General features: G+C 67.4%; 14 protein-coding genes. 9 read left to right on the top strand and 5 right to left on the bottom strand.

Translation table 11 applies throughout. The features are described from left to right. The first annotated feature begins 6 nt into the window (after window positions 1–6). Entirely contained in the window at window positions 7–282 is a 276-nt protein-coding gene (locus IEY58_RS14275; protein ID WP_189046866.1) for a hypothetical protein, read from the top strand. A 19-nt stretch (window positions 283–301) separates the two neighbouring features. Here the strand turns inward: IEY58_RS14275 and IEY58_RS14270 are convergent, their stop codons facing one another. After that, window positions 302–913, bottom strand: a complete 612-nt coding sequence (locus IEY58_RS14270; protein WP_189046864.1) for a TetR family transcriptional regulator C-terminal domain-containing protein — start codon at window positions 911–913, stop codon at window positions 302–304. A gap of 175 nt (window positions 914–1,088) precedes the next feature. Between IEY58_RS14270 and IEY58_RS14265 the strand changes: the two genes are divergently transcribed. Both IEY58_RS14265 and IEY58_RS14260 read left to right on the top strand, forming a co-directional pair. Next, the gene (locus tag IEY58_RS14265; protein WP_189046862.1) at window positions 1,089–1,955 is read left to right on the top strand and encodes an MBL fold metallo-hydrolase; all 867 of its coding nucleotides are present in this window, start codon (window positions 1,089–1,091) and stop codon (window positions 1,953–1,955) included. Window positions 1,956–2,003: 48 nt separating this feature from the next. Further along, window positions 2,004–2,528, top strand: coding sequence for a hypothetical protein (locus IEY58_RS14260; RefSeq protein WP_189046860.1), 525 nt, complete (start codon window positions 2,004–2,006; stop codon window positions 2,526–2,528). Between the two features lie 31 nt (window positions 2,529–2,559). Here IEY58_RS14260 and IEY58_RS14255 read toward each other — a convergent pair whose 3' ends face one another. Together IEY58_RS14255 and alr are read right to left on the bottom strand one after the other, a co-directional pair. Further along, complete coding sequence (locus IEY58_RS14255; RefSeq protein WP_189046858.1) at window positions 2,560–3,810, bottom strand: D-amino acid dehydrogenase; 1,251 nt, start codon at window positions 3,808–3,810, stop codon at window positions 2,560–2,562. A gap of 20 nt (window positions 3,811–3,830) precedes the next feature. Then, on the bottom strand, window positions 3,831–4,991 hold the full coding sequence (gene alr, locus IEY58_RS14250; protein ID WP_189046856.1) for an alanine racemase: 1,161 nt from the start codon (window positions 4,989–4,991) through the stop codon (window positions 3,831–3,833). A gap of 140 nt (window positions 4,992–5,131) precedes the next feature. Between alr and IEY58_RS14245 the strand changes: the two genes are divergently transcribed. Further along, window positions 5,132–5,587, top strand: coding sequence for an Lrp/AsnC family transcriptional regulator (locus tag IEY58_RS14245; RefSeq protein WP_189046854.1), 456 nt, complete (start codon window positions 5,132–5,134; stop codon window positions 5,585–5,587). Between the two features lie 72 nt (window positions 5,588–5,659). Here IEY58_RS14245 and hutC read toward each other — a convergent pair whose 3' ends face one another. Next, window positions 5,660–6,433, bottom strand: a complete 774-nt coding sequence (gene hutC, locus IEY58_RS14240) for a histidine utilization repressor (protein WP_189046852.1) — start codon at window positions 6,431–6,433, stop codon at window positions 5,660–5,662. 217 nt (window positions 6,434–6,650) lie between these two features. Beyond that, the gene (locus tag IEY58_RS14235) at window positions 6,651–7,661 is read right to left on the bottom strand and encodes a HoxN/HupN/NixA family nickel/cobalt transporter (protein WP_189046850.1); all 1,011 of its coding nucleotides are present in this window, start codon (window positions 7,659–7,661) and stop codon (window positions 6,651–6,653) included. 110 nt (window positions 7,662–7,771) lie between these two features. On the opposite strand from IEY58_RS14235, the gene IEY58_RS14230 reads away from it, so the two are divergent. Genes IEY58_RS14230 through ureC form a run of 5 tightly spaced genes read left to right on the top strand, consistent with a single transcriptional unit; the run spans window position 7,772 to window position 11,654 of the window. After that, window positions 7,772–8,371 carry a glutathione S-transferase family protein gene (locus IEY58_RS14230; protein ID WP_189046849.1) on the top strand — a complete coding sequence of 200 codons (600 nt, stop codon included), beginning with the start codon at window positions 7,772–7,774 and terminating at the stop codon, window positions 8,369–8,371. Between the two features lie 12 nt (window positions 8,372–8,383). Beyond that, on the top strand, window positions 8,384–9,274 hold the full coding sequence (locus IEY58_RS14225; RefSeq protein ID WP_189046847.1) for an urease accessory protein UreD: 891 nt from the start codon (window positions 8,384–8,386) through the stop codon (window positions 9,272–9,274). 45 nt (window positions 9,275–9,319) lie between these two features. Further along, window positions 9,320–9,622, top strand: coding sequence for an urease subunit gamma (locus IEY58_RS14220; protein WP_189046845.1), 303 nt, complete (start codon window positions 9,320–9,322; stop codon window positions 9,620–9,622). 11 nt (window positions 9,623–9,633) lie between these two features. Further along, on the top strand, window positions 9,634–9,948 hold the full coding sequence (locus IEY58_RS14215) for an urease subunit beta (RefSeq protein ID WP_189047358.1): 315 nt from the start codon (window positions 9,634–9,636) through the stop codon (window positions 9,946–9,948). Next, a complete protein-coding gene (gene ureC, locus IEY58_RS14210) occupies window positions 9,948–11,654 on the top strand; it encodes an urease subunit alpha (RefSeq protein ID WP_189046843.1) in 1,707 nt (568 codons plus the stop codon). Before IEY58_RS14215 ends, ureC begins: the two co-directional genes overlap by 1 nt. Window positions 11,655–11,786 lie beyond the last annotated feature (132 nt).

Here is an 11,786-nt window from a genome sequence, read left to right as displayed (position 1 = left end):
ACCGCGATGAATCTGAACCAGGCGACCGCGCTCGTGCTGCATGTGATCTTGGTGATCGTCGGCTTCGTCTTTGCCCTGTTCGGCGCGATCGAGCTATGGCTGCGCCATCTGCTGGCACGGGGCGGCATCCACGGGCACATCGCGACCGCCGCGCTGATCGTGGCGGCGATCGTCTTCTTCATCGGCGCCATCCGCCTGCTCGGCGGCGCGCTACAGCTGCTGATCCTGGCGTTCCTGTTCCTGTTCGCGCTCCAGGTCCTGTTCGCGATCGCGCCGGTTTAGCCGTTCGAGGCTCAGCGCTTCATCCGAGAATGCTGCCGAACACGATTTTCTTGAATTCGATCAAGGGAATGTCGCTCTTCTCGGCGCGCATGCGCAGGAGCGCCCCTTCCCAGCTATTCAGGATGAAATCAGCCAGTGAGTTGGCGGGAAACTGACGGCCGATTTCGCCCCTTTCCTGGCCCTCGAAAATGCATCTCTCGAATAGGGCGCTCCACGATCTGAAATGCTTGACCAGGTGCTGGCGGATGACCGTGCTGTGGTCTGCAGCCTCCGCGCTGAAATTGCCGAGCAGACAACCGCGGGCAAAGTTGGAAGCCCTGAACGCGGCGATCCGGTCATCGAAATAGGCTTCGAGGCGCGCAAGCGGCGCGAGATCGGCATCACTCAAGAAGCCACGCAACTTCGCCAGTCCGCGATCGGAATAGGCGTCGATGACTTCGGTCCCGAACGCCTCCTTGCTGGCGAAATACGTATAGAACGACCCCTTCGGCACGTCCGCCCGTTCGACGATGCCCTGGATGCCCGACGCGGAATAACCCTCGGCGTGAATCATTTGCAGGCCAGCTTGGATCAGATTGTCCCGTGTCCCAGGCTTCGGTTTCGGGCCCCGTCGAGCGTGACGAACTTCCATCTCACCGCCTATTGACTAATTACAGACGACCGGTCATATGTCATTTACGACAGCGCCGACGGCACCTGTCAAGCCGGCCGCTGTGGGCTGCCTGGTCCCGTGAGCATCTCGTCGCACCCACCAGCTTCTCCTGACGCCGCCCCAGACTAAGGGCCCCTCGCAACGGAGCGCATCGATGACGTCACCGGACACCCTGACAGGAAGCCTGCGTTGGGACGTGCTGACCATCAAGCGCCCCGGCCTCAGCCGCGACTTGCCGCCCGGCAAGGAGGAACTGGCATGGGTCGCGAATTCTTCGATCCTGATCTCCGGAGAGAAGGACGCGGTTCTCGTCGATACGTTTCTCACCATCGAGCAGTCGCAACGACTGGTGGAGTGGGTCGTTGCGAGCGGCAAGCGCCTCAAGGCCATCTACGTTACCCACGGGCATGGCGACCATTTCTTCGGCCTCGCACCCCTGCTCGAGCGTTTTCCTGAAGCCAAGGCCGTCGCCACGCCCGAAATCGTCGAGGCGATGCGGAACCAGCTCACGCCGGCCTGGGCTGACAATTTCTGGCGTCGACTGTTCCCCGGCGAAATTCCTGATCGCCTGCTGGTCGCCGGCCAGCTGGAGAACGGCGAGCTGGAACTGGAAGGGCACAAGCTCGTCGCGGTCGATGCCGGGCACACCGACACGGCGCAATCGACATGCCTCCACGTACCCTCGATCGGCCTGCTCGTCGGCGGCGACGCCGTCTATAACGGCATCCACCCGTATCTCGGCGAGACCGACAGCCGGAGCCGGCGCGAATGGATCGCCACGCTCGATAGACTCGAGGCTTTGCGGCCAACAGCGGTGATCGCCGGCCATAAGGTGCCGGAGAACGCCGACGATCCGCGCATCATCGGCGAAACCCGGCAATATCTCGTCGACTTCAACCGGCTGAACGAGGCGACGGCAACCGCCCGCGAGCTCTACGACGCGATGCTGGCGCTCTACCCGAACCGCGCCAATCCGGGCTCGCTCTGGGGTGCGGCGAACGCCGCCAAGAAGCAGGCCTGACGACCGCAGTCATAGCCGTCCCCGCCCCCAAACCACGGGTTCCCGCTCATGAAAATCGCCCTGTTCGCAGCCGCGTTCCTGCTCGCCGCCGTTTCGAACGGCGCCGCGGCGCTCGCCGCTTCCAACGAACCGGTCGACGCACAGGCGCTCGACACGGTCAAAGCGCGCTTCCGCCAATTGATGGACCTGGCCAACCGCCACGACATCGCGGCGATACACGCGATGTTCTGGCAATCGCCCTCAGCGCTGCTGGTGGCAAAGAGCGCCATCCCGTCCGAGGGCAATTGGGTAGGCTTCTGGGGCAACGCGGCGATCGATCAGAAGCTCCACGACATCGCCTCGTCCGGTCCGGTCGTGCTCGAGCCCGATTTCTCGAAGTTGAAGGCTGTCGGGCTCTCGCGTGAAATCGCCGAAACCTACGCGCCGCTCAATATCACCGTCTCCTACGCGGGGCAGGACGGCACGCCGAAGCCGTTCCTGCTGATCATCGACTGGAAGAAGATCGGGCGGGATTGGAAGATCGCGTCCGAGATCATCTTGCCGGTCCCACCCGTCCCGGCGAGCAAAAGCTAGCGCCGCGGGATCCCCAGGCCGAGCGCGGGGATCAGTGATACCGCGACAGCGCCAGCTCGCGCACGTCCGGTTCCGGCTTGCGGCCCGACAGCAAGTCCGCCAGCACGCGGCCCGAGCCGCAGGCCATGGTCCAGCCGAGGGTGCCGTGGCCGGTGTTGAGGTGCAGGTTGCGGAACTTCGTGCCGCCGATGATCGGCGGGCCGTCCGGCGTCATGGGACGGAGGCCGCACCAGAAGCTCGACCGGGCGAGATCGCCGGCGCCGGGGAAAAGGTCGCCCACCGACTGGTCGAGCGTCGCCTTGCGCGCCGTTCGCAGCACCTTGTCGAAGCCCGAGACCTCGGCCGTGCCGCCGACGCGGATCCGGTCGCCGAGCCGGGTGATCGCGACCTTGTAACTCTCGTCCATCACGGTCGAGACCGGCGCCTTGGCCGCGTCCACGATCGGCACGGTGATCGAATAGCCCTTGATCGGATAGACCGGGATCTGGATGCCGAGCGGACGTGCCAGGAACGGCGAATAGCTGCCGAGCGCCAGGATATAGTCGTCGCCCTTGAGCAGGCCGGCGCTGGTGCGGACGCCGTCGATCCGGTCGCCCTCGGTCACGAAGCCGTCGATGCTCGTATCGAACAGGAACTTGACGCCGAGCTCGGCCGCGAGCGTCGCCAGGTTCTTCGTGAACATGTGGCAGTCGCCGGTCTCGTCGCCCGGCAGGCGCAGCCCGCCCGCGATCTTTTCCGGCACCGATGCCAGGCCCGGCTCGGCGCGGATGCAGCCCGGCGCGTCGAGCAGCTCGAACGGCACGCCGTAATCCTTGAGCACGGCGATGTCGTCGGCGGCGTGATCGACCTGCGCCTGGGTGCGGAACAGCTGCAGCGTGCCCTGGGCGCGGTCGTCATACTGGATGCCGGTCTCGTCCCGGAGCGCCTTCAGGCAGTCGCGGCTGTATTCGGCGATGCCGACCATGCGGCCCTTGTTGATGGCATAGCGATGCGACGTGCAGTTGCGCAGCATCTGCACGAGCCAGCTCCACATATACGGGTCGGCCTTCGGCCGGATCTTGAGCGGTCCGTGCTTCATCAGCAGCCACTTGACCGCCTTCTGCGGGATACCGGGCCCGGCCCAGGGTGCGGCATAGCCGGGCGAGACCTCGCCGGCATTGGCGAAGCTCGTCTCGAGTGCGACACCCGGCTGGCGTTCGACGACCGTGACGGCATGGCCGGCCTTGGCGAGGTAATAGGCCGTCGCAACACCGATGACACCGCCGCCGAGAATGATCTTCATGGAGCGCTCCGCTAAGGCGATCAACCGCCGATATGGCGGCGGACATAGCGTCCGCCGAGACTGGTCAGGATTTCATAGCCGATGGTGCCCGCGGCCTTCGCGGCATCGTCGACCGACTGGTGCGGCCCGATGAGCTCGACGAAATCGCCGGGCTCCAGCATATCCGCCGGAAGCGCTGAAATGTCGAGTGTCAGCGAATCCATCGAGACGCGCCCGACGATCGGCAGCGCCCGGTCGCCGACATAGGCCCGGCCGAGGCTGCCCGTGCTGCGCAGCCAGCCGTCGGCATAGCCGACGCCAAGCGTCGCGATGCGCGTCGGGCCGCTCGCCCGGAACGTATGGCCGTAGCCGACGGCGTCGTTCGCGGCGATCCAGCGCGTCTGGATGACCCGCGCGTCGAGCCGGACGACGGCGCGCATCGGGTTGGGCCAGCCCGGCACCGGCGCCACGCCATAGAGCGCCGCACCGGGCCGCGCCAAGTCGAAATGATAGTCGGGCCCGAGGAAGATGCCGGACGAATTGGCGAAGGAGGCCGGCGCCGGCGGCAGGCGGCGGCGCAACGTCTCGAACGCCGCCAATTGCGCGCGGTTCGCCGGATGATCCGGCTCGTCAGCGCAGGCAAGATGGCTCATGACCGCGCGGACCGTGATGCCGCCGAGGCGCGCGGGATCGCGCTCCAGCTGATCGACCTCGGCCGGCGCCAGGCCGAGCCGCGCCATGCCGCTGTCGACCTGCAGGACGGCGGGCAATGCCTCGCCCCGCCGGCGGCCGAGGGCGGCCCAGGCATCGACCTGGGCAAGGCTGTTCAGCACCGGGGTGAGGCGTCCGTCGAGGCACGTCGCTTCGGCGCCCGGCATCAGCCCGTTGAGCACGAAGATTTCGGTCTCGTGGGCGGCCTCGTCCGGCAGGATCTTGCGTAGCGCCAGGCCCTCTTGCAGGTGCGCCACGAAAAAATGCCGGCAGCCGACGCGCGCGAGCACCGGAGCGACCCGCTCGGCGCCGAGGCCATAGGCATCGGCCTTGACCACCGCGGCGCAGGCGGCGCCGGTGAACCGATCGCGGAGCAGGCGGTAATTATCGACAAGGGCGTCGAGATCGACGGTCAGCACCGCGCTGGCGCCACCCGGCGCCACGGCCGCCGGGGCGTCGAACAGAGGCTGAACGCTTGCAGTCCTAACCATGGCTGCCATTCCCCATCGCGCATGTCGAACGGCACGAGAATAGTCGCAGATTGCTCTATTTTCCTGGCTTTCGATCGCAGAATTTGCTACATTCCTAGATAGATTGGCACGAAACACAGAACCTTTCGCAGGAAATTGCAATGCCTTCGATAGACTCGACCGACGCGAGGATCGTGCAGCTGCTCCGGGCCGATGGCCGCATGAGCAATGCGGACCTTGCGGCGACCGTGGGTCTGTCCGCCTCGGCCTGCTTGAGGCGCCTGAGGTTGCTCGAGCGCAACGGCACGATCCGCGGCTATACCGCGCTCGTCGATGAGCCCGACGCGTCGGAAATCATGGTCGCGATCGTCCAGGTGACGCTGGAGCGGCAGACGGAGGAATTCCTGCAGCGCTTCGAGGCCGCGGTGCGCAAATGCCCGGACGTGCGGGAGTGCTATCTCATGACCGGGCTCGAGGATTATATCCTGCGCGTCGACGCGCGGAACGCGGCCGACTACGAGCGCATCCACAACGAGCAGCTGTCGCGCCTGCCCGGCGTGCACCGCATCCGCTCGAGCTTCGCCATCCGCAGCGTGGTGCGCGCGCGGCCGCGCTGAGCCATTTACCCCGTCGTCAGGCCCGGGGATGACTGCTGTTTAGCTGATGACGCCGTGCAAATGAGCCGCCGCTCACCCGCCCACGCCTGTCTGGAACCGGCCGCTCAAGCGGTAGCGCGCTCCCGGGTAGAGCAGCCGCGCGACGCTGACGAGCCGGCCGGACGACCAGGTGCGGCGGCGGACGAGCAGGCAGGGCTCCGTGGGCTCGATCGCGAGCTGCCGGCATTCCCAGTCCTCAGCCAGCACCGCCTCGACGACATGCTCGCCTTCGCTGAGCGGTGCCGCCGCCATCAGATATTCGGCCGGCGTCACGCGCGTGAAATCCTGGTCGAGATAGGCCGGCACCAACGCCGGGTCGACGTAGCGGTCCTCGAGCTGGACCGGCAGGTCGTTTTCCTTGTGCACGACGATGGTGTGGAACAGCCGGCGTCCAGGCCGGGTACTGAACTCCAGGGCGATCTCGCCCGGCGCCAGCGCCACCTCGCGGCAGAGCAGCAGCGCGCCATGGCGATGGCCGCGCTCGGCGATCTCGTCGGCAATGTTGCGGATCTCCACGAGCGGCGTCAGCGCTGTCGTCTCGCCCCCACCCTCGCCTTCACCCGCCCCTTCGCCGGCGCCGACGAACGTGCCGACACCGTGGATACGGACGAGCACCCCGTCTTCCGCGAGCTCGGTGAAGGCGCGGTTGATCGTCATGCGGCTGACGCCGAGAGCGCGCACCAGCTCGTTCTCCGACGGGATGCGCTGGTCCGGACCCCAGGCACCGCTCTCGATCTTGCGCAGGATGCCGCGCTTGATGCGCTCGTAGAGCGGTGCCGGGCCATCCTCCAGATCCAAGGTGCTCATGGCCGTCTCATGCTATCAACACGTCTACACTTGTATATCCCATCGGAGCACCGCGCGCGCTGATCGCGAAGTCCAGCCTGATCGGCCGGCGCCAGGATCTATATCGGCAGCCCGGGGCAACGTCCAAGGCACTTACGCGACCTTCTTCGAGCCCGGGTGTCAGCATTGCAGCGGCAGCACTCCTTTCCCGCAAGGATGGGCAGAGAAAGTGCCTTTTCTAAACCGCCACCGGCTTTCGCCGGCGGTCGATCGCGTAGGCAGCGAGCCAGATCGCAAGGAAGGCCAACGCGACGCCGAGGCCCAAACTGCCGAACTGGTCGTTGAGGCGGCTGATCGCCGCCCAAACACCGCCGTCGAGCCCGAGCGCGTCGCTCAAAAGGCCGGCCGCCTCGAGGAGGCCGATGCCAAAGGCGACGCCGACCGACAGCAGGGTCACGAATAGATTATAGGCGAGCTTGCGGCGCGGCTCCTTGAGCGCCCAGCCGTAGACGCCGACCATCATCACCCCGTCGAGCGCGTCGATCAGCGTCATGGCGGCGGTGAACAGCAGCGGATAGGCCAGCACGGCATAGAGCGGCAGGCCGTTGACCGCGGCAGCGGCCGAGAGGCCGAGCAGCCCAATCTCGGTCGCGGTATCGAAGCCGAGGCCGAACAGCACGCCGACCGGATAGAGATGCCAGGCGCGCGAGACCAGGCCCAGCGCCGGTCGCAAGAGCCGGCCCATCGGCCCGGCCACGCGCAGCGGTTCGTCACCGGCGACAGCCGCGCCACGCCGCCAGCGGCGCCACAGCCGGGCCAGCAGAACCAGATTCCCCAAGCCCATCAGGACAAGGAACAGCACGGAGATGAGCGTGCCGACGAGGCCGCCCACTTCCCTCAAGCCATCAAGCCGGTCGCGCGCGCCATCGGACAGCAGGGCGATCGCGAGCGTCACGACGAACACGATGGTCGAATGGCCGAGCGAGAACCAGAGCCCGCTCGCCAAGGACCGGCGCCCCTCGTTCATCAGCTTGCGCGTCGTATTGTCGATCGCGGCGATATGGTCGGCATCGACCGCGTGCTTGAGGCCGAGCGTATAGGCCAGCACCGCCGCCCCGAATGCCGCCGGTGCTGCACCCAGACCGAACGCCGCCCAGACCCAGGCGCCGAGGTTGAGGGTCGCCACGACCGTGAAGACCGGCACCAGCCGACGGAGTCCGCCCGTCTCGATCGCCCCTTCAGACTCCATGGACGGCCCCCTTCTGTCCCGTCATCATTCGCCCGCTTGCCCGAACGAAGCGGGCGAGCAACGAACGTGCCAGCACCGGCCACGGCCTGCCAACGGGGGATGGGACGACCATGCGGATCTTCGGCGATTCGATTTCCGGCAATTGTCTCAAGGTGAAATGGACCGCCGACCTGCTTGGCCTGCGCTACGAGTGGGTCGAGATCGACATCATGAAGGGCGAGAGCCGGACGCCCGAATTCCTCGCCATGAACCCGGCGGGCCAGGTGCCGGTCGTGCAGTTCGACGACGGCCGGGCGCTCGCCCAGTCGAACGCCATCCTGCTGCATCTCGCCCGCGGCCGGCACCTCATCCCGGCGGATGGCTACGACGCGGCGAAGATGCTCGAATGGCTGTTCTGGGAGCAATATAACCACGAGCCCTATGTCGCGGTGGCACGCTTCCAGGTGCGCTATCAGGGCAAGCCGCTCGCAGATCTGGAGCCGCGCATCGTGGAGCGCGGCAATGCGGCGCTCGCCCGCCTGGAGGAGGCGCTGGCCGAGCGCGCGTTCCTGGTCGGCGATGCGCTCAGCCTCGCCGACATTTCACTCGTCGCCTACACGCGGCTGGCCGGCGAAGGCGGCTTCGACCTCGACCGCTATCCTGCCGTCCGCCGCTGGATCGGCCGGGTCGAACAGGCATTGAACCTGCAAGCGGTGCCCGCAACGACATAGTGAGCCCGCCCGATGCCCGACGCCTCCTCAGCCCTTGACGCACCTGCCCTTGACGCGACCGCGCTCGAACGCGCCGACGGTGCCGCACGGCTCGACTGGGTGCAGGACGGCCTTCAGACGCGGATCGGCGCGCTCTATCAGCGGGCGCCAGCGCGCGTGCTGTTTCCTGCCCCGGCACCGGACCGGCCGGCCGAAGCCGTGCTGGTCAACACCGCCGGCGGCATCGCGGGCGGCGACCGGATCCAGGTCGAGATCTGCGCCGGCACCGGCACCACCGCCCTGGTCACCACGGCGGCGGCCGAGAAGATCTACCGCGCGCGCCCGCTCGACGCCGCGGCGCGGCTCGAGACCCGCGTCGAGGTCGCGGCCGGCGCCTGGTTCGAATGGCTGCCGCAGGAGACCATCCTCTACGACGGCGCGCGGCTCGACCGGCGTCTCGCGTTCGCGCTGGCACCGGGGGCCCGGCTGCTCGCTGCCGAGACGGTGCTGTTCGGCCGCGCCGCCCATGGTGAGCAGATGCGCCATGGGCAATTGCTTGATTCTTGGGCACTTCGCATCGATGGCCGGCTCGTTTGGGCCGACCGGCTCCGGCTCGACGGCGACATAACAGCGGCACTCGGCCGCCCGTTCGGCTTCGGCGGTGCCGTCGGCCTGACAACCATTGTCCACGCCGGCCCGGACGCGGCATCGTTCTTGCCACAGGCCCGCGAGATCGCGGCGGCGGCGGGGGCCAGAGGGGCGGGGGCCGAGGGGGCGGCGACGCTGGTCAACGGCGTGCTGCTGCTGCGCTTCCTCAGTCGCGACGGCGCACGGCTGCGCCAGGCGGCGGCCACGGCGGCCATGACGCTGCGCCACGAGATCACCGGCCTCGCCCGGACGCCGCCCGGCGTCTGGCGCACCTGAGCCCGAGGGGCCAAGGTCGGGAACAAAGGGGAGAAGGGGACCAACATGAACCTCAGTCCGCGCGAGAAGGACAAGCTGCTTGTCGCCATGGCGGCGATGGTGGCGCGCCGGCGCCTGGAGCGCGGCGTCAAGCTCAACTATCCTGAGGCAGTGGCGCTCATCACCGATTTCGTGGTCGAGGGTGCCCGCGATGGTCGCCGCGTCGCCGACCTGATGGCGGCCGGCGGCGCGATCCTGAAACGCGACCAGGTGATGGAGGGCGTCGCCGAGATGATCCACGACATCCAGGTCGAGGCGACCTTCCCCGACGGTACCAAGCTCGTCACTGTGCACGAGCCGATCCGATGATGCCCCCGTCGATGATCCCGGGCGAGATCATCCCGCTCGCCGGCGAGATCGAGCTCAACGCCGGCCGGCCGACGGTGACGCTCACGGTCGCCAACACCGGCGATCGGCCGATCCAGGTCGGCAGCCACTTCCATTTCGCCGAGACGAACCAGGCACTGGCCTTCGACCGGGCCGCAGCGCGCGGCATGCGGCTCGACATCGCGGCCGGCACGGCCGTTCGTTTCGAACCCGGACAGACCCGCGAGGTGACGCTCGTCGCCTTCGCCGGCGCCCGCGAAGTCTACGGCTTCGCAGGATCCGTCATGGGCAAGCTGGAGACGCCGTGATGGCCACGAGAATGGAACGCCGCGCCTATGCCGGCATGTTCGGCCCGACCAAGGGCGACCGCATCCGGCTCGCCGACACGGAGCTCATGATCGAGGTCGAGGCCGATCACACGGTCTATGGCGAGGAGGTCAAGTTCGGCGGCGGCAAGGTGATCCGCGACGGCATGGGCCAGAGCCAGCTTTCGCGCGCCCAAGGCGCCGTCGACACGGTCATCACCAATGCGGTGATCCTGGACCATTGGGGCATCGTCAAGGCCGACGTGGGCTTGAAAGGCGGCCTGATCGTCGCGATCGGCAAGGCCGGCAACCCGGACATCCAGCCCGGCGTCACCATCGTGATCGGTCCGGGCACGGAGGTCATCGCCGGCGAGGGCAAGATCCTGACGGCCGGCGGCATCGACAGCCACATCCATTTCATCTGCCCGCAGCAGGTGGAAGAGGCGCTCTATTCCGGCGTCACCACCATGCTGGGCGGCGGCACCGGCCCGGCGGCCGGCACCAATGCGACGACCTGCACGCCCGGCCCCTGGCATCTCGAGCGCATGCTGCAGGCGGCCGAAGGCCTGCCGATGAACCTGGGCTTCTTCGGCAAGGGCAACGCGAGCCGGCCTGCCGCCTTGGTCGAGATGGTCGAGGCCGGCGCCTGCGGGCTCAAGCTGCACGAGGACTGGGGCACGACGCCGGCCGCGATCGACTGCTGCCTTTCGGTCGCCGATGAGCTCGACGTGCAGGTCACACTGCACAGCGACACGCTCAACGAGGGCGGGTTCGTCGAGACCACGATCGCCGCCTTCAAGGGGCGCACGATCCACGCGTTTCATACCGAGGGGGCGGGCGGCGGCCACGCGCCGGACATCATCCGCCTCGCCGGCGAGGCGAACGTGCTGCCGTCGTCGACCAATCCGACGCGGCCCTACACGGTCAATACGCTGGATGAGCATCTCGACATGCTCATGGTCTGCCATCATCTGGATGCGCGCATTCCGGAGGACATCGCGTTCGCCGAAAGCCGCATCCGCAAGGAGACGATCGCGGCCGAGGACATCCTGCACGACCTGGGCGCGCTTTCGATGATCTCGTCCGACAGCCAGGCCATGGGCCGCGTCGGCGAGGTGATCATCCGCTGCTGGCAGACGGCGGACAAGATGAAGCGGCAGCGCGGCGCCCTGGGCCAAGGCCCGGCCGACAATTTCCGCGCGCGCCGCTATATCGCGAAATACACGATCAACCCGGCGATCGCCCACGGCATCGGCGGCATCGTGGGCTCTGTCGAGCCCGGCAAGCTCGCCGACCTCGTGCTCTGGTCGCCGGCCTTCTTCGGCGTCAAGCCCGACCTGGTGCTGAAGGCCGGCTCGATCGCGGCGGCCCCCATGGGCGATCCCAACGCCAGCATCCCGACGCCGCAGCCAGTGCATTACCGGCCGATGTTCGCCGGCTTCGGCAAGAGCCTGGTGCAATCGAGCCTGACCTTCGTCAGTCAAGCTGGGCTCGACGCCGGCATTGCGGAGAAGTTCGGCCTCGAACGCCCGCTCTATGCCGTCCGCAACGTGCGCGGCGGCATCTCGAAGAAAAGCATGGTGCTGAACGACGCGACGCCGAAGATCGAAGTCGATCCTGAGACCTACGAGGTGCGCGCCGACGGCGAGCTGCTGACATGCCCGCCAGCCGACGTGCTGCCGATGGCGCAACGGTATTTCCTGTTTTGATGCAAGCCAACCTTTCTTCCCTCGTCATGGCCGGGCTTGACCCGGCCATCCACGCGTCTGCGGCGGCGAAGCGGTTCGGCACGTCCCATGTGGATCCCCGGGTCAAGCCCGGGGATGACGATGGGGAAGAGT

It is taken from the genome of Aliidongia dinghuensis, assembly GCF_014643535.1.
Classification (GTDB): domain Bacteria; phylum Pseudomonadota; class Alphaproteobacteria; order ATCC43930; family CGMCC-115725; genus Aliidongia; species Aliidongia dinghuensis.
The sequence above is the reverse complement of the archived record's forward strand: the minus strand, read 5'-3'. Positions and strand labels throughout refer to the sequence as shown.